29 protein-coding genes and 1 tRNA gene are annotated in these 22,172 nt (G+C 33.8%); 9 read left to right on the top strand and 21 right to left on the bottom strand.

The annotated features are described in order from the left end of the window. Window positions 1–2: 2 nt before the first annotated feature. Window positions 3–299 (bottom strand): DUF493 family protein, encoded by a 297-nt coding sequence (locus AC6CH4_RS22895; RefSeq protein ID WP_498107133.1) that lies wholly within the window; start codon window positions 297–299, stop codon window positions 3–5. A 282-nt stretch (window positions 300–581) separates the two neighbouring features. Here AC6CH4_RS22895 and AC6CH4_RS22890 point away from each other — a divergent pair, with 282 nt between their 5' ends. From AC6CH4_RS22890 to AC6CH4_RS22860, 7 genes are all read left to right on the top strand, one after another. Further along, window positions 582–1,499 (top strand): alpha/beta hydrolase family protein, encoded by a 918-nt coding sequence (locus AC6CH4_RS22890; protein WP_498107131.1) that lies wholly within the window; start codon window positions 582–584, stop codon window positions 1,497–1,499. Between the two features lie 15 nt (window positions 1,500–1,514). Continuing rightward, complete coding sequence (locus tag AC6CH4_RS22885; protein WP_498107129.1) at window positions 1,515–2,180, top strand: hypothetical protein; 666 nt, start codon at window positions 1,515–1,517, stop codon at window positions 2,178–2,180. Between the two features lie 619 nt (window positions 2,181–2,799). Continuing rightward, window positions 2,800–3,333, top strand: coding sequence for an AAA family ATPase (locus AC6CH4_RS22880; protein ID WP_498107127.1), 534 nt, complete (start codon window positions 2,800–2,802; stop codon window positions 3,331–3,333). Window positions 3,334–3,398: 65 nt separating this feature from the next. Then, window positions 3,399–5,294 carry a RecQ family ATP-dependent DNA helicase gene (locus AC6CH4_RS22875; protein WP_498107125.1) on the top strand — a complete coding sequence of 632 codons (1,896 nt, stop codon included), beginning with the start codon at window positions 3,399–3,401 and terminating at the stop codon, window positions 5,292–5,294. Continuing rightward, complete coding sequence (gene fmt, locus AC6CH4_RS22870) at window positions 5,294–6,241, top strand: methionyl-tRNA formyltransferase (RefSeq protein ID WP_498107123.1); 948 nt, start codon at window positions 5,294–5,296, stop codon at window positions 6,239–6,241. The genes AC6CH4_RS22875 and fmt overlap by 1 nt, the downstream gene beginning before the upstream one ends. A 180-nt stretch (window positions 6,242–6,421) precedes the next feature. Continuing rightward, window positions 6,422–6,694 carry an HU family DNA-binding protein gene (locus tag AC6CH4_RS22865; protein WP_017498096.1) on the top strand — a complete coding sequence of 91 codons (273 nt, stop codon included), beginning with the start codon at window positions 6,422–6,424 and terminating at the stop codon, window positions 6,692–6,694. A gap of 128 nt (window positions 6,695–6,822) precedes the next feature. After that, on the top strand, window positions 6,823–7,383 hold the full coding sequence (locus AC6CH4_RS22860; RefSeq protein ID WP_026984133.1) for a YqgE/AlgH family protein: 561 nt from the start codon (window positions 6,823–6,825) through the stop codon (window positions 7,381–7,383). On the opposite strand, the gene AC6CH4_RS22855 is transcribed toward AC6CH4_RS22860, so the two are convergent. After that, window positions 7,380–8,219, bottom strand: a complete 840-nt coding sequence (locus AC6CH4_RS22855; protein WP_498107121.1) for an aminotransferase class IV — start codon at window positions 8,217–8,219, stop codon at window positions 7,380–7,382. The genes AC6CH4_RS22860 and AC6CH4_RS22855 overlap by 4 nt on opposite strands. A 55-nt stretch (window positions 8,220–8,274) precedes the next feature. Beyond that, window positions 8,275–8,667 carry an START-like domain-containing protein gene (locus AC6CH4_RS22850; protein ID WP_026984135.1) on the bottom strand — a complete coding sequence of 131 codons (393 nt, stop codon included), beginning with the start codon at window positions 8,665–8,667 and terminating at the stop codon, window positions 8,275–8,277. A 153-nt stretch (window positions 8,668–8,820) separates the two neighbouring features. Here AC6CH4_RS22850 and AC6CH4_RS22845 point away from each other — a divergent pair. After that, window positions 8,821–8,894 (top strand) — tRNA-Met (locus AC6CH4_RS22845). On the opposite strand, the gene AC6CH4_RS22840 is transcribed toward AC6CH4_RS22845, so the two are convergent. From AC6CH4_RS22840 to AC6CH4_RS22825, 4 genes are all read right to left on the bottom strand, one after another. Continuing rightward, the gene (locus AC6CH4_RS22840) at window positions 8,854–10,410 is read right to left on the bottom strand and encodes a recombinase family protein (protein WP_498107303.1); all 1,557 of its coding nucleotides are present in this window, start codon (window positions 10,408–10,410) and stop codon (window positions 8,854–8,856) included. The two genes, AC6CH4_RS22845 and AC6CH4_RS22840, sit on opposite strands and share 41 nt — an antisense overlap. Next, on the bottom strand, window positions 10,298–10,576 hold the full coding sequence (locus tag AC6CH4_RS22835) for a hypothetical protein (protein WP_498107119.1): 279 nt from the start codon (window positions 10,574–10,576) through the stop codon (window positions 10,298–10,300). The genes AC6CH4_RS22840 and AC6CH4_RS22835 overlap by 113 nt, the downstream gene beginning before the upstream one ends. Before the next feature lie 167 nt (window positions 10,577–10,743). Then, window positions 10,744–11,097: a hypothetical protein gene (locus tag AC6CH4_RS22830; RefSeq protein ID WP_498107117.1), complete on the bottom strand. Its 354-nt coding sequence runs from the start codon at window positions 11,095–11,097 to the stop codon at window positions 10,744–10,746. A gap of 16 nt (window positions 11,098–11,113) precedes the next feature. Continuing rightward, entirely contained in the window at window positions 11,114–11,950 is an 837-nt protein-coding gene (locus AC6CH4_RS22825; protein ID WP_498107115.1) for a hypothetical protein, read from the bottom strand. A 170-nt stretch (window positions 11,951–12,120) separates the two neighbouring features. On the opposite strand from AC6CH4_RS22825, the gene AC6CH4_RS22820 reads away from it, so the two are divergent. Then, complete coding sequence (locus tag AC6CH4_RS22820) at window positions 12,121–12,507, top strand: helix-turn-helix domain-containing protein (RefSeq protein ID WP_498107113.1); 387 nt, start codon at window positions 12,121–12,123, stop codon at window positions 12,505–12,507. Between the two features lie 299 nt (window positions 12,508–12,806). On the opposite strand, the gene AC6CH4_RS22815 is transcribed toward AC6CH4_RS22820, so the two are convergent. The 14 genes from AC6CH4_RS22815 to AC6CH4_RS22750 form a co-directional block, all read right to left on the bottom strand. Then, window positions 12,807–12,953: a hypothetical protein gene (locus tag AC6CH4_RS22815; RefSeq protein ID WP_498107111.1), complete on the bottom strand. Its 147-nt coding sequence runs from the start codon at window positions 12,951–12,953 to the stop codon at window positions 12,807–12,809. 60 nt (window positions 12,954–13,013) lie between these two features. Beyond that, window positions 13,014–13,415: an SMI1/KNR4 family protein gene (locus AC6CH4_RS22810; protein ID WP_498107109.1), complete on the bottom strand. Its 402-nt coding sequence runs from the start codon at window positions 13,413–13,415 to the stop codon at window positions 13,014–13,016. Window positions 13,416–13,755: 340 nt separating this feature from the next. Then, entirely contained in the window at window positions 13,756–14,454 is a 699-nt protein-coding gene (locus AC6CH4_RS22805) for a HEAT repeat domain-containing protein (RefSeq protein WP_498107107.1), read from the bottom strand. 10 nt (window positions 14,455–14,464) lie between these two features. After that, a complete protein-coding gene (locus tag AC6CH4_RS22800; protein ID WP_498107105.1) occupies window positions 14,465–15,985 on the bottom strand; it encodes a putative toxin in 1,521 nt (506 codons plus the stop codon). Between the two features lie 200 nt (window positions 15,986–16,185). Next, window positions 16,186–16,359 (bottom strand): hypothetical protein, encoded by a 174-nt coding sequence (locus AC6CH4_RS22795; protein ID WP_498107103.1) that lies wholly within the window; start codon window positions 16,357–16,359, stop codon window positions 16,186–16,188. Window positions 16,360–16,748: 389 nt separating this feature from the next. After that, window positions 16,749–17,006: a hypothetical protein gene (locus AC6CH4_RS22790; protein WP_498107101.1), complete on the bottom strand. Its 258-nt coding sequence runs from the start codon at window positions 17,004–17,006 to the stop codon at window positions 16,749–16,751. Further along, entirely contained in the window at window positions 17,003–17,473 is a 471-nt protein-coding gene (locus AC6CH4_RS22785) for an Imm44 family immunity protein (protein WP_498107099.1), read from the bottom strand. The genes AC6CH4_RS22790 and AC6CH4_RS22785 overlap by 4 nt, the downstream gene beginning before the upstream one ends. Before the next feature lie 435 nt (window positions 17,474–17,908). Continuing rightward, complete coding sequence (locus tag AC6CH4_RS22780) at window positions 17,909–18,268, bottom strand: hypothetical protein (RefSeq protein WP_498107097.1); 360 nt, start codon at window positions 18,266–18,268, stop codon at window positions 17,909–17,911. Between the two features lie 106 nt (window positions 18,269–18,374). Then, the gene (locus AC6CH4_RS22775; protein ID WP_498107095.1) at window positions 18,375–18,521 is read right to left on the bottom strand and encodes a hypothetical protein; all 147 of its coding nucleotides are present in this window, start codon (window positions 18,519–18,521) and stop codon (window positions 18,375–18,377) included. A 167-nt stretch (window positions 18,522–18,688) separates the two neighbouring features. Beyond that, window positions 18,689–18,907: a hypothetical protein gene (locus AC6CH4_RS22770; RefSeq protein WP_498107093.1), complete on the bottom strand. Its 219-nt coding sequence runs from the start codon at window positions 18,905–18,907 to the stop codon at window positions 18,689–18,691. Between the two features lie 244 nt (window positions 18,908–19,151). Then, on the bottom strand, window positions 19,152–19,625 hold the full coding sequence (locus tag AC6CH4_RS22765) for a DUF695 domain-containing protein (RefSeq protein ID WP_498107091.1): 474 nt from the start codon (window positions 19,623–19,625) through the stop codon (window positions 19,152–19,154). Window positions 19,626–19,940: 315 nt separating this feature from the next. After that, window positions 19,941–20,423 carry a hypothetical protein gene (locus AC6CH4_RS22760; RefSeq protein ID WP_498107089.1) on the bottom strand — a complete coding sequence of 161 codons (483 nt, stop codon included), beginning with the start codon at window positions 20,421–20,423 and terminating at the stop codon, window positions 19,941–19,943. 389 nt (window positions 20,424–20,812) lie between these two features. Beyond that, window positions 20,813–21,262, bottom strand: coding sequence for an Imm44 family immunity protein (locus tag AC6CH4_RS22755; RefSeq protein WP_498107087.1), 450 nt, complete (start codon window positions 21,260–21,262; stop codon window positions 20,813–20,815). A gap of 3 nt (window positions 21,263–21,265) precedes the next feature. Further along, a partial coding sequence (locus AC6CH4_RS22750; protein WP_498107085.1) for a hypothetical protein occupies window positions 21,266–22,172 on the bottom strand: 907 nt, incomplete at its 5' end.

The following is a 22,172-nucleotide window of genomic DNA, read 5'->3' as shown; positions in this document are numbered from 1 at the left end:
AGTTATAATGAAACTATACCTTCTATTGTAGATACTTCTTTGTATTTGCTAATCACTTCATCAGCGCTATGCATTGTAACATCTATAGAAACACTGGTAAATTTACCGGTTTTAGATTTTGTTGTTTTGATAACCGCGCCCATATTGTCAAACGCTTTTTCAACTCGCTCAACATTATCACCCACTGAAGGCATTATAAATTTGTACAAATATTCTGCTGGCCAAGTATTTGAATTATCTAACTCAACCTTTAATCTTTCGTAAAATTCGGCGGTGTTTTTTTCTTTATCGTTCTCCATTCGTAATTAAAAATAAACGCAAATATACGGTTTTGATTTCAGATTTTTTAGATTTTTTCTTTTAGAAAAAAGGCTCAAAGTTACAAAGGTTCAAAGGTGCAGAGAAAAAAGCTTTGCGACAATATTTCTTTGTAAAATTCCTCTTATATTTGAAAAACTTTGCCTTAAAAATCTCTCGCAATCCCGATAGCTATCGGGAGCAGAGTCGCAAAGTTTTATTTTTAAGTTTTCCAAATTTGACTTGGCGGCTTGGCGACTTTGCGAAATTAAAAACACATTACTATGAAAAACCAAATTCTTCTATTTTTTATCGTACTAATATGTAATTCAATAAAAGCTCAGGAAATCAAGACAATGACTTATTTCCAGAACGATACCATTAAACTGGATTTAGATTTGTATTTACCTGAGAAAAAATCTAATGAAAAAATTCCGTTAGTGATTTTTGCTTTTGGTGGAGGATTTTCTGGCGGAGAACGTACGAGTGAGAAAGAATTTGGGATGTTTATGGCAAAAAACGGTTACGCAGTTGCCAGCATTTCATACAGTTTATATATGAAAGGAAAAGATTTTGGTTGCAAAGGGACTTTGACCGAAAAAATAAAAGCAATCCAAATTGGCGTGAGCGATATGTGGCAAGCGACTTCATTTTTGATTGAAAACGCCAATAAATACAATCTTGATACTTCAAAAATTTTTATTTCCGGAATTAGTGCAGGTGCGGAAATTGGTTTTCACGCTTCATTTTGGGATTATAAACTCATGAATTTATACAAAAGTAATTTACCCGAAAACTTTAAATATGTTGGTTTCATTGGAGGCTCAGGTGCGATTCAGGATATCAATTTAATCACAAAAGAAAAGGCACTGCCGATGTTATTGGCGCATGGAAATAACGACAGCACGGTCCCGTACGCTGCAGGTTCGCATCGTTCTTGTCCGACAAATGCTTCGGGTTGGTTAATCCTTTTTGGATCTTATGCGGTTTACAATCATATGATTGATTTACATAAAGACATAGAACTCATAACTTTTTGCGGTGGCGGACATGAATTTTCAGGTTATCTTTTTCATGATGGAAAACAATATGTTCTGGATTTTGTGAATGATGTTTTGAAGGGAAAGAAATTCGAATCGCATTTAATTGTGCCTTCTAAGAAAAAAGGGGTTGATTCTGGGAAGTATTTGTTTTGTGAATAAATTTTTATTTTCAATATGGAATTAACGCGATCAGATATTCAAAAATTAGTAAAAGCTAAAAAAGCTGACACTCTTTGGAATCATTTTGTTTATGCATCTAAAAAAGACTATAAATTACATGGTGAAATCCAAGATAACACAATTAAGATTTGGCAGAAAGTAATTATGACAGGAGCATTTTATCCTGTTTATACTTTTGAATTTAACTCCGAAAACGAACTCATAAAAATAACAGATAAATTAAATCCTTTTGCTCAACTTTTAAGATTATTATTTCCATGCATTTACTTCTTTCCTTTAATTTCAGACACTTGCACCGATTTCGAGCTTAAGCGTTTTTTAACAGTATCAATTATTTTTCTACTCTTAACTTTTATTTGTTATTTAGTCAGTAATAAAATATATCAATATGAAAAACAGGAGCAATTAAACGATTTTTACAAAAAACTTGGTATTGAATTACAAGATGAACCAGAAAATGAATGGAGTAAAAGCAAAATAGCAACCAGATTATTTACATATCCATTTTGCTTTGCATTAATATTATTAAATATCTTTCTTATTATTCCAGAAGGAAGATTTTTTTTAGCAATTCCAACATTAGGTATTATTGGAGTCTATTTATATTCTGATTTAAAACTTGTCTTCAAACACAAAAAAAGGAAGATAAATCAATCATAAATCCGTTGCTTAAAAAGAATGATCATTCAATATCAAAAAGCTCCAGCGGAGCAAAATGTTTATAGCTAATTTTCATGTTTGTCATTTAAAAGCTCTGGCGGAGCAATATATCGATTTCAAACATGTCACCCCGAAGGGGTTTTATGAAATGACCTATAATTTTTTCTATAAACATAATGTCCCGCTGGGACTAACTAAATTTCATATATTTTGACTTAAACTGGCTGAAGTCCAGCCCTACAATATTCTTAGAACCTTCGGCTCTTTTTATTAGTTCTGGAGGAACCTTTTGTTTTGTAGAGTGGGACTTCAGTCCAGCCTAATAACATTTTAGAGATTTGTTTTTTTCTATTCCAGTCTTTTAAATACCTACAAGGTTTTGAAACCTTGCAGGAGAACGCAATATTGTAAATCTTTCCAAAAACAAAACCATATTTCCTAGCTAGCCCTGATTGAGGTGGTATCCTTTTATGGTCTCGTTTTTTAGGAACGAGACCATAAAAGATAAAGCCGAAAGCAGGAACCCATATCTCCAAAATTGCGAAATCATCCGCTTCAGGTAAAATAATCTTTTTAAATACCAATAAGTTTAGGTAAATTTGCGCTTTATTTTAAGAAAGTGCAAAAAGAAATCATAGTTCTAATTGGTGGCCCGGGAACGGGAAAATCTACTCTGATCAACGAATTGGTAGCTCGTGGCTACTGCTGTTACCCTGAAATTTCAAGACAAGTTACACTCGAAGCACAAGAGCGCGGGATCGAACAATTGTTCCTGGAACAACCTTTATTGTTTAGCGAAATGTTGTTGGAAGGCAGAATTAAACAATTCGAAAATGCCCTTAAAGAACCGGACAATGTAGTTTTTATCGATCGCGGAATTCCGGATGTTGTCGCTTACATGGATTATATTGGCGATGAATATCCGACGCATTTTAAAAAAGCCTGCGAAGATTTTAAATATTCAAAAACATTTATTTTACCGCCTTGGGAGGAAATTTACGAAAGCGACACCGAGCGTTACGAGAATTTCGAACAGGCCTTAACGATACAAAAGCACCTTGTTGAAACGTACAAGAAATACGGTTACGATTTAATTGAAGTGCCTAAAGATACGGTGGAGAACAGAATTCTTTATATCTTAGATAAAATTTAGGCATTTGGTTAAAGTTGCAAAACTAGAAACTGATTTCTAAATTTTTTAACTTTAAAACAAGACCAATGCCAGAAGCGCAAGAAATTCTTTTAAAATACTGGAAACACGACAGTTTTAGACCGTTGCAAAAGGAGATTATTGACTCGGTTTTGGATGGTCAGGATACTTTTGCCCTTTTACCAACGGGTGGAGGAAAATCGATTTGTTTTCAGGTTCCGGCCATGATGCAGGAAGGTATTTGTTTGGTAGTTTCACCTTTAATTGCCCTGATGAAAGATCAGGTGGCTAATTTGCAAAAGCGGGATATTAAAGCGATTGCACTTACAGGCGGAATTCATACGGAAGAAATCATTGATCTTCTCGACAATTGCCAACACGGAAATTACAAGTTTTTATACCTTTCGCCAGAGCGCTTACAATCAGACTGGATTTTAGAACGTATCAAAGATCTTCCTATAAATTTAATTGCTATTGATGAAGCACATTGTGTTTCGCAATGGGGACACGATTTTCGTCCGGCTTATTTGAAGATTTCAGAACTTAAAAAATATTTTCCGAAGATTCCATTTTTAGCCTTGACCGCTACCGCGACTCCGAGAGTTATTGAGGATATTAAAACCGAATTAGGATTGAAAGACCCTAATTTTTTCCAACAATCTTTTGAAAGAAAAAATATCGCGTACATGGTTTTTGAAATCGAAGACAAATTGTATCGCACCGAACAAATACTAAAGAAAAATCCACAGCCTTCTATTATATATGTACGAAATCGAAAATCGTGTTTAAATATGTCGACGCAACTTCAATCGTTAGGATTTAAAGCGACTTATTATCACGGTGGACTTTCGGCAAAAGAAAAAGACAAAAACATGCAATTGTGGATGTCTGAGCAAGCGCAGGTTATTGTGGCGACGAATGCGTTTGGAATGGGAATTGACAAAGACAATGTAAAAACAGTTATTCATACACAGCTACCTGAAAATCTGGAAAATTATTATCAGGAATCCGGGAGAGCGGGACGAAATGGCGAAAAAGCTTTTTCGGTATTGCTTTTTAATAATGCAGATGCGAATCAGACAGAACAACAATTTTTAAGTGTTTTACCTGATAAAAAGTTTTTGAAAACCATGTATGTTAAACTTTGCAATTATTTTCAGATTGCTTACGGTGAAGGTTTAGACGATTCTTTCTCTTTTAAACTAAATCATTTTTGTAATAAATACGACTTCCCTACTTTAAAAACGTATAATGCATTACAATTTCTGAATCAACAGGGAATTATTACGATGTCTCAGGAATTTTCAGAGAAGATTACGATGCAGTTTTTAATCGAATCAAAAGAAGTGATTCGGTATATGAGTCTAAATCCGAATGACGAAGAAATCATTTTGGCGATTTTAAGAACTTATCCCGGAGTTTACGAAATGAAAACACCTTTTAATCTTTCGTTAATTGCAAAAAAATCGCATCATACAGAAGAACAAGTTTCGGCTGTTTTGGAAAAACTTAGAGAAAAGGAAATCATCGAATACAAATCAAAAAACAATGACGCGACTATTTTATTTAATGAAGTTCGTGAAGATGATTTAACCATTAATCGAGTTTCTAAATATCTCGAAAAACAAAATCAGCTGAAAAAAGAACAGTTGATGTCAGTCTTATATTACATAAAGGAAAACAAAACCTGCAAAAATCGATTGGTTTTGGATTATTTTGGAGAAGAAACAACGGAGAACTGTGGTGTCTGCTCCTATTGTATTACTCAAAAAGGAAAAATTACTGAAGCCGATTCGATTGCTGATAAAATTCTGCATTTATTAAAGTCGGCCGCTTTAACTTCGAGAGAAATTCAGACTCAAATAAAACTGGATGCAAACGATATTATTTTGGTACTTCAGGAATTATTAGAAAACAATCATATTACCATACAAGCGAATAATAAATACACTTTAAAATCATAATGGAAAAATTGAGAATTATATTCATGGGAACTCCGGAATTTGCTGTCGGCATTTTGGATACCATTATTAAAAACAATTACGATGTTGTTGGCGTTATTACGGCTGCGGATAAACCAGCAGGACGCGGACAAAAAATAAAATATTCGGCAGTAAAAGAATACGCACTGGCGAACAACCTTACTTTACTACAGCCAACGAGTTTAAAAGACGAAGCATTTTTAGCAGAGTTAAAAGCTCTGAATGCTAATCTACAAATTGTGGTTGCTTTTAGAATGTTACCAAAAGTAGTTTGGGAAATGCCAGGCTTAGGAACATTCAATCTTCATGCATCTTTATTGCCAAATTATCGTGGTGCAGCACCAATTAACTGGGCCATTATTAATGGAGAGACCAAAACCGGTGTTACCACTTTCTTCATCGATGATAAAATTGACACCGGAGCAATGATTTTAAATTCGGAAATTGCAATTGAACCAGAAGAAAGTGCCGGACAATTACATGATCGATTAATGTTATTAGGAAGCGAAACTGTTATTAACACTTTAAAAGTGATCGAAAACGGAAATGTAACCACAACGATTCAGGAAGATAACGAAGAAATTAAAACTGCTTACAAATTAAACAAAGAAAACTGCAAGATTGACTGGACAAAATCCGGGGCAGAAATCAATAATTTGATTCGCGGTTTAAGTCCGTATCCAGCTTCGTGGTGTTTTTTGAAAGATAAAGAGGAAGAGCAAGCTATTAAAATATATGAAGCAAAATTGGTTTCAGAAGCACATTCTTACGAAGTTGGAAGTTTGATTTGTAGCAAAAAAGAAATCAAAGTTGCGGTTCAGGACGGCTTTTTACAGCTATTAAGTTTGCAATTACCCGGAAAAAAGAGAATGCAGGTGGCAGAATTGCTAAATGGGATAACTTTTTCTGATACTGCAAAGGTATATTAACGTCAGTAAAACAGGGGTTTCTACCTGTTTTTGATCGATGAACAACTTGCGTTATGAACAAAAAAAGCAAGTTATCAACAATTTTTGCTAAAATTAAAGAAAACACTTGCAAGGAACGGATTTCCTACTAAATTTGTGTATTAACAATTTTTTTTAACCAACAATTAATAACTAATTATTATGAACAAATCAGAATTAATCGATGCTATCGCTGCTGATGCAGGAATCACAAAAGCTGCGGCAAAATTGGCTTTAGAATCATTTTTAGGAAACGTAGGAGCTACTTTGAAAAAAGGTGGTAGAGTTTCATTAGTAGGTTTTGGATCTTGGTCAGTATCTGCTAGAGCTGCTAGAGACGGTAGAAACCCTCAAACAGGAAAAACTATTCAAATCGCTGCTAAGAATGTTGTAAAATTCAAAGCTGGAGCTGAATTAGAAGGTGCAGTGAACTAAGTAAGAAAAGTTCTCTAAACTTATAATATAATTAAAACCCTCCCATGGAGGGTTTTTTTGTGCGGTTTATCGATTTTATTTGGGTTTTTAAAAATTTTATGACTAAATTTAATAAAAATTGTAGCCGTATGATTTCAGAAAAATTAAAAAAAGGACACCTGCTTATTGCCGAACCTTCTATAATTGGAGATTTATCATTTAATAGATCGGTAATTTTATTAGCAGACCATAACAAAGAAGGATCAATAGGTTTTATCATTAATAAACCATTAAAATACACTATTAATGATCTAATACCTGAAATTGACGCCACTTTCAAGATATATAACGGAGGCCCTGTAGAACAAGACAACCTTTATTTCATTCACAATATTCCAGAGTTAATCCCGAATAGTGTTGAGATTTCTAATGGAATTTATTGGGGAGGTGATTTCGAATCTACTAAAGACTTAATAAACGACGGATCTATTAGCAAAAATAATATTCGTTTTTTCTTAGGATATACCGGTTGGGACGAAAATCAGCTCGAGAGTGAAATGCAGGGAAACTCCTGGATCATTACTGATAATAGTTATAAAAACAAAATTATTGGTAAGTCTACCACACATTTCTGGAAAGAGCAAATTATTGAGCTTGGCGGTGATTACCTTATATGGTCAAATGCACCAGAGAATCCGTATCTGAATTAATTTTCAGAAATGGATTCATTTAGTTTTTGCACTAATAAATGCGCCAGATCATTTGTAAACTCCTTTTTCCGATATTTGGTTATCGGTTGTATTCCTGTGATTACATTCGTGAGAAATAATTCGTCAGCTTTTTGAAGATCAAATGGCGAAATTATTTCTTCCAGTACTTCTATGTCTTCAAGCTTCTTAGCTAAAGCTAAAATTTGTTTACGCATTATTCCATTCAGACATCCTTCAGAAATTGGAGGTGTTATTAGTTTTTTACCTATCAGCATAAATAAATTACCCTGTAAACCTTCAACCACATTTTTCGTGTCGTTTACTAAAAGACAATTTGCCAAACCATTTTCGTGAGCAAAAATACTTCCAGTCACGTTTATCATTTTATTCGTCGTTTTAATCGACGATAATAATTGTTTGGTCACGTAGAAATCTTTATACAAATCGACTTCATATTCAGCCGTATTTAATGTATAAGAAGTATTATCAAGCGGGATTGCATGAATTAAATAGGAGACTTCATTAGTTTTTGGCAAATATAAACCGCCATCGTTTCTAAAAACAGTAATTCGGGCTCTGGCAGAAGCGAAAATTTCTTTTTCCTGAACTAATTTTAAAACTTGTTCTTCGAAGAACTCCATTGTAAAGTTCATTGGAATTTCCATTCTAACTACACGCATCGAAGCCATTAATCGGAAATAATGATCTTCCAGAAACAGAATTTTGTTATTGATTATTTTCAGTGTTTCAAAAACACCATCACCATACAAAAAAGCGCGATTTTGAGTTAATACATTATCGTTTTCCGCTGCTATGTTTCCATTAAAATTGATCATAAAAAAAGCCCTGAATTTTGTTCAGGGCAAATATAAGGTATAAAATAGACTTTTACTAAACAGAACCTATAAGATGTTTCAGGTCTGAAATCTGATTCTCCCACAATTGTTTAGCTTCTCCTACTTCTTCTTTTTCAGCGAAATCAACTACCATTAATGATACATCTTTAGTTAATTCATCAACTAAAATATGCAATTCAAAAAAATACTCAGTATCCTTACTGCTTTCGTCAACCCATTTGAATTTGACTTTTTCTCCCGTTTTTTTAGAAGCCAAACGCGCTTTTTCCTGCGAGTCATTCCAGATGAAGGTAAAGAATTCGCCTCTTGAATTTACATTGTCTGCAAACCATTCTGACAAACCTGAAGGTGTTGATATATATTGATATAATAATTGCGGCGAAGAATTTATAGGAAACTCGATTTCGTAACGTATTTTTGGATCCATGTGCTACTTTTAATTTTTTCGAAATATAAGAATATATGTCCAAAAACAATGCATTTTTAAAAATATTTTTTTTTCTTCATTTTATGCTTGTAAGCTCTAATAATATTTTTATATTTGCACCCGCAATGAGGAACACGGTTCGCTTGCAATCTTGGCGAGGTAGCTCAGTTGGTTAGAGCGCAGGATTCATAACCCTGAGGTCACGGGTTCAACTCCCGTCCTCGCTACTTGACGGGATAAAGAAGTAAAATCTTCCTTTATCCCGTTTTTATTTTCAAATAACACACTGTTAATCACATAGATTAGCTCCAAAACTTCATTTACTCGAGCGGTTCGAAACGTGTTTTTAACGATAGTGAAATTTTCTGGAAATATCGAACCAATTAGTTCCCGACACCCTATCCATCCCCCGTCTTTAAAGCATTGATTAAGCTCAAGAAGCTTTAATACACCTCTACTCAATAAATCCTTTACATCCTGACCACTTTCATTTAAGTTTGATAATTTTTGCTCCAGTTTGATGATTTCATTTTTATAATTTGAGTTCATTTCGGTGTAATCTGACACTTCTATTTGTTTTTTTGACAATAAATCTCTGATATAGGCGATCCTCTTTTTATAATCATTTATTTCTTCAACTATCTTTAGTTTATAATCCGCATTCGTTTTATCACTCTCTTTGTATGCTTCAATAATTAATTTATTATACACATTACCTATTTCGGTAATTGGAATATACATTTTAAGATTGTCCATAAAAACTGCATTCGCATTATCTGCATTAATCCTAAACTTACATCCAGCAGAACAATGATAATAAGCATAATAACTATTTCTTCCTTTGGAAATACTTCCTGTTAGAATCTTATTACATTCAGGGCACATAAAAAATCCTCTCAAAGGAAAGGGTTCCTTCGTAACAATCTTAGGACGAAAGTTTCTTCCTCTTCCGTCAAGCACCTCTTGAACTTCATTAAAAAGAGCTTCTGTAATTAAAGCCTTATGTTGCCCAGCTACACATCTAGCTTCTTCATCTTTATATTTTGGCACCGCAATTTTCCCGCAGTAAACTGGATTACGGATCAACCTCCAAAAATTATTCCTTGAACATTTCAGACCTCTTTTTTTTGCTTTATAAAATATCTGCTCCGTATTAAACACTCCTTTTGCAAGTTCTACAAATGCCCATTTAATAATGGAAGCTTCTGGTTCGTCGAAAGCAATATATTTTGTACCATCCTCACGAATTCTATTAATATACCCTGATGGAGCAAGCCCCATATATCGTCCTTCTTTTCTCGCTCTTCTCATTCCATGAAATGTATTTAAAGCCCTTCTATCATTCTCAACTTCTGGTGCCGCTAAATAAAAAGCAAGCATCATCTTATTTTCAGGAATAGATAAATCCAAAGGCTGTTCAATTCCTTGTGGCTCGACGCCAAGTTTTCTTAGTACATTTATCATTTGATATGCATCACCTGCATTTCTGCTAAAACGATCCCATTTTGTAAATAAAACCAAATCTGTTTTGTTTTTATTTTTTCTCAATTTATCTAGTAGCTTATTCCATTGGGGCCTAATAAATGTTTTAGCGGAATGATCTTCATAAATAACATCCCTTATTACAATGTCATTGATTTGACAATATTTTCTTAAAACCTCTTCTTGGTTTCTTTGTGAATAACCTCTGTCTGCCTGCTCGTCTGTACTCACTCTCACGTATAAATCCGCAATCTTTTTCATCTTTTTTGTTTAAATAATTTGAAACTGTAATTCTGGCAAGCATTCGTAAAAATTCTAATATTTTATCGCCTTGTTCCAGAGTTACCTCTAAATTCTCATCCTTTAGCATTTTTAATGCTTGCTTTGCCGTTAATTTCCCTCTTTCATTCTCATCTTCATTTCCCATTTTACAAATCCTTTCCATTAAAAAAAGACCGATATCGGTCTTTTTGTTCAACATCCATTCACTATCATAAAGTTAAATTGTACTTTTCATTTTATCCTTGTCAAAATTTGATGCGAAAAACAATAAAGATAGATGGTAATTTTCTCTTTTACATACGCAAAATATACCTATGATACCTCTTCACTCTTTAGCATTTTTATTTTCAGATGTGCCTGATGAAGTTCGTCAAGAAGTTCAAGCTCGTCTGGCATTAACTGAAGCGCCAGTTCAAGAAGCCCTAAAACATTTATCTCAGGATTGAGAATCAAAGATGAGACATAAGGAGGTTCATTCTCTAGTGCCAGTACACAAACTTTAAGTATATCACAAACCATTAAATTCAGTTCGGTAAAACCAGACACCTTCACATCAACAGTAAACTGATTGTCTTTTCCTTCAACTTCTTTAAGTTTGTTGAAATACCGAATTTTACCAATATGCTCAAAAAAAGCTTCCTGTAATTCTTTTTCTTCTGTTTCCATAGCTTTAGGTTTTGAGTTATAAACTTTCCAAGCGTTTTAGCTCTGTTTCTCCCAGCTCAACTGCTTTCTGTTGAAAGAGATTACATCTTTTCTTTAACAATTCTGCATGAAGAAAGTTAATAGTTTTTAGGTTAGCCCAACGTAGTTTGCTTGGATGTGCTTTTATAAGATCAAATAGCTTTTTATCTTCCTGTGTATTTCGGGGAAATATCTCAGAAGTTAAGTCTGTGAAAATTTCACACAGGTCAAATAAATATGCAATAGAGAAATGATTGGGATTATACCCAAGAAAAATATCAATCAACCCTAAACATAATTGCTCAACAGCAGTGTGCATCATTGCTTCCTGAATAAGTTCCGTATCATGCCCGTCAATCTGATTTTCACTTTCAAGATAAACCTCAGCAATTCTTTTGCGGTTATTCCAATGTGAGCGCATGGATTCCAGATTGCGTATAGGTATTTCATCAAAGGCAATATTCGGAGGAACATTGACATGTTTATAAACCATCTGGCTTTTAGTTAATACTTCATGAAAGAAAAACATTTTATGGGGTGCTAAAAATCTTACTGACGTAGTTTTATGAAGAAATAGAGTAACAGTATAACGTCCGTCTGTTTTTGTCTTAATTGTATCGGCTATATCACATGAAGCATTTTCAATAATTTCATTAGTAATGACCAATAAATAAAAATGTGTGTGCTCTTTGTATTTGGACAAAGATTCCTGAAATGGATTCTGAACTGCCTGAGTTTTCTTTTTTTCTCCAAAGCAGTAAATACCGCTTGTTGAGATTCTTTCGATAATAACGCTCGTGATTAATTGCAATCCTGCACTGTCAATTGTTTTCATAATTTTACTTTTTTAATTAATACTTGTCTGAAAAATTGTATTTTTGTTTAATACACAGCAAGTAAACAATTGATTGTACCGTACCGAACTAAAGGGAATTGTATAATACAAATGAGGATTGTATTTTACCAAAACATAAAAATTTAAGGAATTTTAAATATCTTTGAACTATGAACACAGATACAAAACCAAAACATATTGGAAGAAATATAAGCCGAATCAGAGAACTTAGAGGAATGAAGCAGGAAGCTTTAGCAATTGCTATTGGTGTAAGCCAACAGTCTGTTTCTAATATTGAAGGAAGCGAGACAATAGAGGAAGCTCTTTTAGAAAAAATTTCTAATGCATTAAATGTGACTTCAGAAGGAATTAAACAATTTAATGAAGAAGCAGTGTTTAATATTATTAACAACACATTTACTGATAGTAGTTCAAATAACAATAATTATTTATGCTCAATTAATCCATTAGATAAAATTCTTGAATTATACGAACGTTTATTAAAAGCCGAAAAAGAAAAAGTAGAGTATTTGGAAAAATTATTAAACGGAAAATAACCTTTAAAAGATATATTAATTCCAAAAAAGAGGCTCTTTATGAGTCTCTTTCTTGTTTTAGAGCATTATTATTTTAAAGCATAACATTGCTAAAAAACTGATACAATGGATAAACCTATAAAACTCAGAATGAAAAAGGAAATTGACAGAACTAATGAGCTTAAATATTAAACCTAAAAGGAAGTTTAATTACTAAAGGTTTTACTGAAATCATTCATATTACAGATGAAAATAAGGATTTTTATCTGAATTCTTTTTCAACTTCTCCTGACCATAAAAAAGAGACTGTTGATTTTGTTTTAAATAACATTTAATGCCAATAAAACTATATTTGGATTTTCAGAAATAGTTGGATAAGCCGAAAAAACCGGTGCAACCGTAACTGGTTCCAGAATTGTATCCAAATCTAAAACTTGCACCAAAAGCAACATCACCAACTTTACCATCAACATTTAAACTGGCTCCAGCATTAAAACTAATAAAGAGCAAAATTATTTGTATATATTTTAATCATTATTCATTTTCTTTAAAAAACCAAAAAAAGTGTCTGAAATATATTTTGGATCTATTAATGATATTTCTAAAAAATCAATACATACAATTTCATGATTTTCTATATTGAAAGCGAAACCAAGATTAGAACCATCCGATCCGAAGAAATATAATTTTTCGCACTCTTTCATATCTACATAATAAGGATTTAAAGCAACAATATCATTTATTGTCCACAATTGTAAATAATTATCTGATCCGAGAAATCCTTCTCCTCCATCATATAATTTATAAAATTCTATAAAATCTTTATCAACATCAAAATTGAGTGATTTAATAAAGCTTTCATACTCCTTTAAACTTGTTTTTATATTTCTATTCAATTTTTGAATAATTCTTTCTATTTCATTGTCCATAATCTATCTATTTTTATATTGTTGCTTAAGCCAAAAAGAGTTAAATACTCGATGCTCTTGCGGAGTTAGAAACAATTTATTTAAAAAATCTGTAGGACTCCCATTAAATTTACTGGTTGTATCTCATGAATCTCAAGTCCTTTAAAAAACTCTGGATTGGAACGTCTTAATGATGTATTAATTAAATTTGCAGAATTTCTTGAAGTTGAATATTCATCTCCTTCTAATATTTTCAAACTTCCTGTAGGTTTCAACTCTCCTTCTGGATAACCAGACCAATCAATGGATTTTCCATTGATACTATATTTGTAATTGGTGGCTCAGCCAGAAGTGAATTCCATTATCCAATTTTCTGCAATGCCTTTTGAGCGTTTTTCCGATATTCTTTGTTAGGATGATTTAAAAAAGTGCTTAGCTTCTCTTTTGCCAGATAAGACTTTAATTTGCCTAAACCCTCCATGGCTTGATAAACCATACCTGGACCAGGGTTTTCTTCATCCAGTACTTGTAACAAAACAGCCTCTGCCTTCTCTGTTTTCACCTTTACAAGAGGAACTAACATACCGCTACGACTCCCTCCGTTACTTTTGTCCAGAACTGTGGCAATAACCCAATCAACATATTCTTTAGTTATTAATACTCCGATTGCATAACCAATTATCCATCGAAAATTAAATTTACTCTCAGGTGTTCTTTCATATTGTTTTATTAAGGAGGGTACTGCAATACCTTTGGCTTCTTTAACGATTAATGCCCTTACTATACCCTCTTTTATAGTATCATGATAATCTATAGCCATGTGCTTGATTAAAATATCTACCGTTCCAGCAGGATATGTCGTTTTGGTATTCACTAAGTCCCAGACAGACATAATAGAATTCCCTTTCTCTTTCAATTCCAATACTAATTCAATCTCAAATTTAGCCCATTCCAGTTTCATTTTCTCAGATAGCAATTCTAGTTCTTCTGTTTCAGCTTCTGTTCTAGGTCTATTTACTAATTCAGCAAACCTTTTTTGCAATTTTTCTAATTCTGTCATAACTTTGATTTTATTTTAAATTGAGATTGATTCGAATTATTGTTCCGTTATTAAATTGCTGTTGCAATGGACCTGTAACAGGTGTATTGATAGGTAGATACAAATGCATTTTATATCCATTATCTATAGAATATTGATGAAAATCTCTTAATTGTCTAGTAAAACTTTGCTGTTTTACATTTTTTACTTCTGTTAAAATTTGAGTTCGATGATCCAAAGCATCAGGGATTCTAGTATTTCCATTAACTGTAATAGGTGTTTTTTGTACATTTGGATCTATCCCCGCCGCATTCTCGCCTGCGACTCCTGCTGCTCTGACAGCTTCCATATTTTTTGGAGCTGTCGACTCTGCCTGTGTTTGTGTAGCATTATTCGGGTTAGCCACCGTTTTTGCCTTTACAGCAACATAACCACTAATAAACCCATTCACTGACCCCATGGCAAAACCAATTTTTGCCTGTGTCCAGCCACTGCTTAGGGCATCATTAACAGAGGCGCCGCTTGCTCCGGCAATTGTCGTACCCAAAACAAAACCTCCAACAGAGTTTGTTACACCCTGGCTAATGGATTCTTTTAATATTGAATTTTTGACGACCTGACCAACAGTATTATCTATATAGGGCGATAATCCTTGTGTGAGTTGGCCTCCAAGGTAGGTAGTTCCTACACTTATTGCGGTATCACCTATAAGCTGCCCTAGTTCTATCCTTCCAGTTGTCGATACCTGATCAATGACACTGTTTCCTACACCAAGCACAGCCGCACCAGCATAAGGTCCGCCATACAAGGTTGCCACTCCGGCAGCTGCTCCAGTACCAAAGTAAGAAAGACCTTTTCCATTAAATTGAAAACCATGAGTTCCCCAATTAACCAAGCCTCCTATAGCTGCTGCAAACAAATCAGCCCATCCAGCCCATTCACCACTATAATCGGTGTACTTAAATGGATTATTTAAAACATACCCATACCTGTTATAATTTTGGGCATTAAAGGGTTCCTGTACAAAGTTATCCGGCTGCAAAAAACGATGCAGTTTGGGGTCATATAAACGGCCATTCATGTTGATAAGCCCTACGCTCTGCAAATGTTCATGCCCCGTGTAGCCCCTGTCAAGAATAGTAAGACCGCTCAGGGTTTTACCAGCACCATCCCGCACTTCTACAATCGCTCCCCAGGCATCAAAAAGACGCGTTTCCAGAACGGCTCCCTTCTCATCGGTAACAGCCAGGATCGAACCCTGGTAATCCCAGTGTAAATATAAATAATTTTGGGATGTGCCATCGCTTTTTAATACTAATGGCGCCGAGTATCCGTCACCGCCAATGTAGGTCAAAAATTCTGTTTTTCCTGTTTCGATGTTTTGCTTAATCTCCATGGTGCCATCACCAGAATAGAATTTTCGCAAAGGGCGCTTTTCTTTTTCGCTCTGTGTCCCGCCATAAAACATGACACTACGGTAATTGTCTTCGTTATAGGTAAAACTTATTTTATCTATATAATTATCATCGTTTCCTTTCTCCTCAATGGTCACCGGACTTTTAAACGCATTGTAGGTAATATTGAGTCCCAGGACAGACGCAGCATGGCCAGTGGATGTTTGTGCCGCTATTGAGTTAGCTTCAGATGTCGGGGCAGTTGTGGTTTTAGCAGTATTGGCAATTTTAAGGTCTGTTTTGGTTTCTATCTTAGCCCCTCCTTTGGTTTCTGCCAGCCCAGCCGTGCTGTTTAATGTTACGGTTGTACAGAGATTTTAGGAGTGTTTCCTGACCAGAAAGTCTTGCCATTTATAATTACTGAGATTCCGTTTGTTATTCCTCCTGTTAATGAGGCAATAGCAATTCCAGCAATAAAATCTCTTCCGGATATTATAGGATCTCCAAAGGCAGCATTATTTGCTAAATTCAAAAACATGGAAGATACATCGTACCCACACCGGCTCTAAATGCCCCGCAGCAAAACCTCCTGCATCTGCAGCAGCTCCACCGGCCAGTCCAAAAGCCGCCCCGCCTGTTACCGTTGCCAAAGCACCAGCTTCCGCTCCGATACCAAAGGTCTTAAGGTCCTGTTAAAGGAAAGCCAAGGATCCCTAATCAAATAGTAAATTATTGGCTGAAAAACGGTACAATTTGGCATAATACAAGCAACCATTTATTTTGATAAGTCCGACGCTTTGCAAACTTTCATGTCATACACTGTCAAGAACAGTAAAATTATTTAACTTTTAAATAGCTCCAGTGTCATCAAAATTCTATTTACAACTGTACCGTTTGGATTAGGACTCTTTATACTTACCATTATTCCTGATCTATCGAAATATCCTGTACTTTAAAATTAACAAATCCTAAAGACAATAGTAAACTTATTAAATCGTCATTAATTCCTTTATTTTCTTGTACCTCAATAACAATTTCCAACATAAGGGGAGAAGAGGTTTCTTCTACAACTTCTCCTAAACCCCTTTGCTCTATTGTACCTACGATAATTTGACGAAGCTCTAAATCAGATTTTTCTATAATATCATTTAAATAAATTTCTATCAATAACGTTTTCATATTTCTTTGAAAATATAATTTAAATCAGATTTCAACAAATCCATGTTAGTATCCAGTTTTTTCTTTTTTACTACCTCTGCAAGCAAATCTAGTTTTTGCAAAATAGAGACTTTTAAAAAATCATAACGCTCTGATTCGCTTTTACTAAAGAAATTCTCATGGTTTACAATTATTGGTATACCAATTGACTTTTCATTTTTTCGATAAGATTCTACTTCTTTCAAATTTTGCTCCATAATTGGTATAGGATTTACATAGAATTGAAATAAAGCCAATACTACATCCTCTCCGTAATTTTTATGCTTTAGCTGTTTAGCAACATTACAAATGCCTTCTTCACCCCATATATATTCTCTAAACAATTTTCCTTGTTCAGTAGCTAAATCCTTTATTTGTTGATCAGAGCTTGGAGATGCCTGTGTAACCGAAACATAGCAGCCTAGTATATTTTCATTATTATTTATCATTTTTAATGCATATTTAGATTTAATGGACCTCGTTGAATTAAATTTTGTTGGTATTCCCATCGATAAGCTTCAAGTCTATTAGGAAATGGAAAAGCATCCATTGTTTTGTCCGACATAAAAGTCCTAGAATACCTCGTTTCAGGAATTAGTTTATTTGTAATCCCATTTTTCAAAAAAGTTCCATCATTGTTAAATAATTTGTACCCCCAAGTTGGTTATAGACTTTTTAATGAATTTCCATGGACAACAACTGCATCCAGAATATTAACTCCCTGATCTACAATTTTATTAAACCCTTCAATTTTACTAGTATCTACATAACCGTTATCAATATTAATGTTTTTTATTAAATTACCCTCTGTTGTCTAGACTGTTGTCGTTTAACGTGGTAGCAATTTTAACATTAAATTTATTGACTGGTTACATTCCTCCCCGCTAGTAATCTAATGATTCGCGTCTATCTTTGTTTAAATTGTTAATTATGTCGACAATTTCGCTAAAAGCAATACCATTAAGTTTCATCAATTCAAAAGCCTCACATAAAGAAGATAAAGAAGTATTAATCCAAATTTTATTTTCAATTACTTCTCGGTTATACCTTAAAAATTTATCTATGTCATCTAGAGTTATTTCATCTACATCTAAAAGCTTTTTCACAGTGCAAAAATATAATTCAGTATCATCAAGTTCATAAACAGGATAATCTCTTATAGCTTCTATTATAAACTTGAGAATGTTAAAAATTTGTTTATTTTTAACATTCTCAAGTTTATTTTCTAAAATTTCTATATTCATATACTACTATTTTATTTTCAAAACGCTCGATGACCATTTACCAGATTGAATATATGGGTTCCCATATTGCTATGTTGTACTATTATAGAAGTAATGAACCTCTACCTTAATTCCCATTTAAAAAACCAGCTTCATAAACTTTAGTCCATACGCCTTCAGAAGCAGTATTTAAATTCTGACCATATTTGATATCTATATATTCACCTTTTGCAGCAATAAAGGATTTATAACTATCTCCAAATTTTTCTTGCAAGGTTTCATAAACTTCTATTTTTGAATTAGCAATTTTATTAAACCCTTCAATTTTACGAGTATCTACATATCCACTATCAATATTAATGTTTTTTGATAAATTGCCTTCAGTTGTCGGGGCAGTCGTGGTTTTAGCAGAGTTCGCAATTTTAAGGTCTGTTTTGGTTTCTATCTTAGCCCCCCTTTGGTTTCTGCCAGCCCAGCCGTGCTGTTTAATGTCATGGGCTGTACAGAGATTCTAGGAGTACTTCCTGACCAGAAAGTCTTATCGTTTATATTTGCTGAAATTCCATTTATTATTCCTCCGGTAATTGATCCAAAGGCAATTCCAGTAATAAAATCTCTTCCGGATATTATAGGATCTCCAAAGGCAAGATTATTTGCCAAACTCAAAAACATGGAAGAATATAGGTACCCAAGCCGGCACCGAATGCTCGGCAGCAACCTCCTGTTCCTGAGGCAGCTCCTCCAGCCAATCCAAAAGCAGGCATGCTAAAAATGTTTCCGATTTTATGTTCTGGTCTGCTTTCGAAGTCAAAACGTTTAGTTAAAACGCAATTTCAGTTGAAAAACTTCTAATAAATTTTGCACTTCGCTCCGAGAACCCAAAAACTTTATTAGCAATGCTGTTTTATTTAAACGACTTATAGGTTTCCCAATTTTCATCGTTTTTGTTATAGCTTGTTAATTCGTATTTAGGATATTTAGCTTTTAATTTTTCTAGTCTTAAATTAAACTCTTCCACATTTTGTGAATATAAAACAAATTCTCTAAATCCAGAAGTTGCAATTATTAATGCAACAATTGAATTTAAATCAGTTTCATACATTTCAAAAATGTCATCTTCTAAATCATTTAATTCTGTTTCGTTTTCAATATTTGGTAATCCATTTTGATCAGGAAATAGTAGTTTAAATGCGATTCCACAGCTCAGAGAATAGTTTTTATTTCCTGATATTTTTTCTAATCCTGTATTTTTTCTTATTAACATTGGATTTTTATCATTTTTTCCACTTAAGACACTCCAATTTTCAGGGATTATTGTAATTATTTCGTTAGAATTATTTCTCGTTTTTTTACCAAATATGCTATTAAATATTTCCATTACTGTATTTTTTTATTTTCCTCTTTTAGATCTCGTTTGATGTACTTATTTTTCATACATGCCAGTTATTTGAAATTTTTATTGGTTATTCTCCTTTTGATCTAATATAAGCATTTATGTCTCGAAACAAAATATGATCAAAAATTTCTACATCGGTTGTATTCACTACCTTTTCCAATAATGCAGCTTAGAGTCAACTTTAACGGTACAGTGTACATTGTTCTTCTTTGCCCTCGTTTGTGGGGAGCCAGAGGCATCGCGCTAGTCGTTGGACTTATTTCTGCTCGCACCAGCCTGGGGTTATAGTTCGGCTTTTTATTCATTATCCATTTCGTAAATTCTTGTATAATCGACAAATTCTGTGTTTCTTAAATTTACTTCTATTACTTTTTTTGCAATTTCAAAATCAACTACCATACAGCCAATTTCCATTGTCCCACTTCCAATACTTCCCCCGTCTGTGTGACCAAGTCCTGCCCATCCTAATATTCCGTCCAGTTTACTTTCAAGTCTGTGTCGTTTTTCAAGGTCTTGCTCTGTCCCAAAACCGTTAATCTTATATTCAATTTCTAAAAAAGAAACTTTGTCTTCGTCAAATTCAGTGTAGCCATCTTTTAGCCTTTCGTTAATTTCTTTCTGAACAATCTTTCTTAAATTTATGAAAAGTCCGCCTTTAACTTCTTTGTCTTGTCCACGTTGTCCAACAACACCCCAATGCACAATTACAGTTTTTTCGTCTTTATCCCAAGTTTCCCAATAGTGAAGTTGATTATCCGTTAGTTTATACAATTTAAGCATAGTTTATTAAATTTCTGTTTTGTTTTTCAGGATGTAGTTTTTAGCTGACGCATAATTTTCTGCTGCTATAGCTTTGGTATTAAAATTAAGCTCGATCAGGAAAATATTCAGTTGTGACAACATTTCTAAGAATCCAACTTTGAATGCTATGGAGCTTTTTTTCTATTATGTCCATAAAAGAACTCAGCCTTTACAAATAGAGATAGATGATAGCAAAATCGCTTATTAAGAATTAGTCATTCTCAATCCATATCTAAACATTTTACTGCATCTATTTTTACAAAATATAATGTCTGGGGCACGAGCCAGAGGCATCTCGCTAGCCCAATGTTATATAATGCTCAGACTAGCTGGGGGATTATCCAAATAAATCTCTATCAATAAAGTTTTCATAATGAATTAAATATATTCACTAAATCTGATTTTAATAACTCCACATTAGTATCTAATTTTTTTCGCTTTACTACTTCCGTAAGTAAATCCAGTTTTTGAAGAATAGATTTTTTCAAAAAATCATACCGTTCTGATTCGCTTTTGCTAAAAAAATTCTCATCGTTTACTATTATTGGTATACCTATAGATTTTTCTTTCTTCCTATAATTTCCTATTTCTTTTAAATGTTGTAATTCAATCAGCGTTGGTTTTACATTAAATTCAAATAAAGCCAATACTATATCCTTGCCATAATATCCATATTTTAACTTTTTTAAATTATCACTAATGCCTTTATCACCCCAAATGTATCTTCTAAAGGTGTTTGCTGTTAACATTGCTTCATCCTCGCTTAAATTTGGATCAAATCCTATTTTAAAAAAACAACCAAAAATATTATCATTCATATCTTAGTGCATATTTAAGTTTAACGGCCCTCTTTGAATTATGTTTTGCTGATACTCCCATTGCCAAGCTTCAAGTCTATTTGAGAATTGCTTAACAGGTACCATAAACTTATCGGACATAAAATCTTTTGTATATCTCGTTTGTGGAACTGTCTTATTTGTAATCCCATTTTTCAAAAAAGTTCCATCATTATTAAATAATTTATATCCCCAAGTTGGTTTTAGGCTTTTTAATGAATTTCCATGTACTACAACTTCATCCAGATTTGTTGCCCCTTGATTGACAATCTTATTAAACCCTTCAATCTTACGAGTATCTACATATCCATTATCAATGTTAATATTATTTGACAAATTACCCTCGGTTGTCGGGGCAGTTGTGGTTTTAGCAGAGTTAGCAATTTTAAGGTCTGATTTGGCTTCGATTTTCGCTCCTCCTTTTGCCTCTGCAAGTCCAGCCGTATTTGATAATGTTATAGGCTGTACAGCTATTTTGGGAGTGCTTCCAGTCCAGAAAGTCTTGCCGTTTATATGTGCTGAAATTCCATTAAATACGCCTCCAGTAACTGCACTCAAACCAATTCCGGTAATAAACTCTCTTCCGGAGATTATAGGATCGCCAAAAGCAGCATTATTTCCCAGACTTAAAAACATGGAGGAATACATCGTACCAACCCCTGCTCCAAATGCTCCGGCAGCAAAACCTCCTGCTCCTGCTGCGGCTCCGCCAGCCAGTCCAAAAGCCGCCCCGCCTGTTACCGTTGCCAAAGCACCCGCTCCCGCTCCGATACCAAAGGCTTTAAGGCCTTCCATATTAAACTGAAAACCATGAGTTCCCCAGTTTATAACACCACCTACTACCGCGCCAATGACAATATGCCAAAATTCTCCACTAGGATCTGTATACTTA

The organism is Flavobacterium sp. GQ95, assembly GCF_059758655.1.
Note: the sequence above shows the minus strand (reverse complement) of the source record. Positions and strands in the feature narration are given on the sequence as shown.

What these genes read in the sequence shown, in the direction of transcription:
- fmt (WP_498107123.1), top strand. Translation starts at nt 5,294, where the DNA reads ATGGAAAAATTGAGAATTATATTCATGGGAACTCCGGAATTTGCTGTC.
- AC6CH4_RS22810 (WP_498107109.1), bottom strand. Translation starts at nt 13,415, where the DNA reads ATGGACAATGAAATAGAAAGAATTATTCAAAAATTGAATAGAAATATA.
- AC6CH4_RS22765 (WP_498107091.1), bottom strand. Translation starts at nt 19,625, where the DNA reads ATGGAAATATTTAATAGCATATTTGGTAAAAAAACGAGAAATAATTCT.
- AC6CH4_RS22840 (WP_498107303.1), bottom strand. Translation starts at nt 10,410, where the DNA reads ATGAAAAAGATTGCGGATTTATACGTGAGAGTGAGTACAGACGAGCAG.
- AC6CH4_RS22890 (WP_498107131.1), top strand. Translation starts at nt 582, where the DNA reads ATGAAAAACCAAATTCTTCTATTTTTTATCGTACTAATATGTAATTCA.
- AC6CH4_RS22820 (WP_498107113.1), top strand. Translation starts at nt 12,121, where the DNA reads ATGAACACAGATACAAAACCAAAACATATTGGAAGAAATATAAGCCGA.
- AC6CH4_RS22760 (WP_498107089.1), bottom strand. Translation starts at nt 20,423, where the DNA reads ATGCTTAAATTGTATAAACTAACGGATAATCAACTTCACTATTGGGAA.
- AC6CH4_RS22855 (WP_498107121.1), bottom strand. Translation starts at nt 8,219, where the DNA reads ATGATCAATTTTAATGGAAACATAGCAGCGGAAAACGATAATGTATTA.
- AC6CH4_RS22780 (WP_498107097.1), bottom strand. Translation starts at nt 18,268, where the DNA reads ATGAATATAGAAATTTTAGAAAATAAACTTGAGAATGTTAAAAATAAA.
- AC6CH4_RS22835 (WP_498107119.1), bottom strand. Translation starts at nt 10,576, where the DNA reads ATGGGAAATGAAGATGAGAATGAAAGAGGGAAATTAACGGCAAAGCAA.
- AC6CH4_RS22885 (WP_498107129.1), top strand. Translation starts at nt 1,515, where the DNA reads ATGGAATTAACGCGATCAGATATTCAAAAATTAGTAAAAGCTAAAAAA.
- AC6CH4_RS22805 (WP_498107107.1), bottom strand. Translation starts at nt 14,454, where the DNA reads ATGACAGAATTAGAAAAATTGCAAAAAAGGTTTGCTGAATTAGTAAAT.
- AC6CH4_RS22815 (WP_498107111.1), bottom strand. Translation starts at nt 12,953, where the DNA reads ATGGTAAAGTTGGTGATGTTGCTTTTGGTGCAAGTTTTAGATTTGGAT.
- AC6CH4_RS22825 (WP_498107115.1), bottom strand. Translation starts at nt 11,950, where the DNA reads ATGAAAACAATTGACAGTGCAGGATTGCAATTAATCACGAGCGTTATT.
- AC6CH4_RS22785 (WP_498107099.1), bottom strand. Translation starts at nt 17,473, where the DNA reads ATGATAAATAATAATGAAAATATACTAGGCTGCTATGTTTCGGTTACA.
- AC6CH4_RS22875 (WP_498107125.1), top strand. Translation starts at nt 3,399, where the DNA reads ATGCCAGAAGCGCAAGAAATTCTTTTAAAATACTGGAAACACGACAGT.
- AC6CH4_RS22755 (WP_498107087.1), bottom strand. Translation starts at nt 21,262, where the DNA reads ATGAATGATAATATTTTTGGTTGTTTTTTTAAAATAGGATTTGATCCA.
- AC6CH4_RS22850 (WP_026984135.1), bottom strand. Translation starts at nt 8,667, where the DNA reads ATGGATCCAAAAATACGTTACGAAATCGAGTTTCCTATAAATTCTTCG.
- AC6CH4_RS22895 (WP_498107133.1), bottom strand. Translation starts at nt 299, where the DNA reads ATGGAGAACGATAAAGAAAAAAACACCGCCGAATTTTACGAAAGATTA.
- AC6CH4_RS22830 (WP_498107117.1), bottom strand. Translation starts at nt 11,097, where the DNA reads ATGGAAACAGAAGAAAAAGAATTACAGGAAGCTTTTTTTGAGCATATT.
- AC6CH4_RS22860 (WP_026984133.1), top strand. Translation starts at nt 6,823, where the DNA reads ATGATTTCAGAAAAATTAAAAAAAGGACACCTGCTTATTGCCGAACCT.
- AC6CH4_RS22865 (WP_017498096.1), top strand. Translation starts at nt 6,422, where the DNA reads ATGAACAAATCAGAATTAATCGATGCTATCGCTGCTGATGCAGGAATC.
- AC6CH4_RS22790 (WP_498107101.1), bottom strand. Translation starts at nt 17,006, where the DNA reads ATGAAAACGTTATTGATAGAAATTTATTTAAATGATATTATAGAAAAA.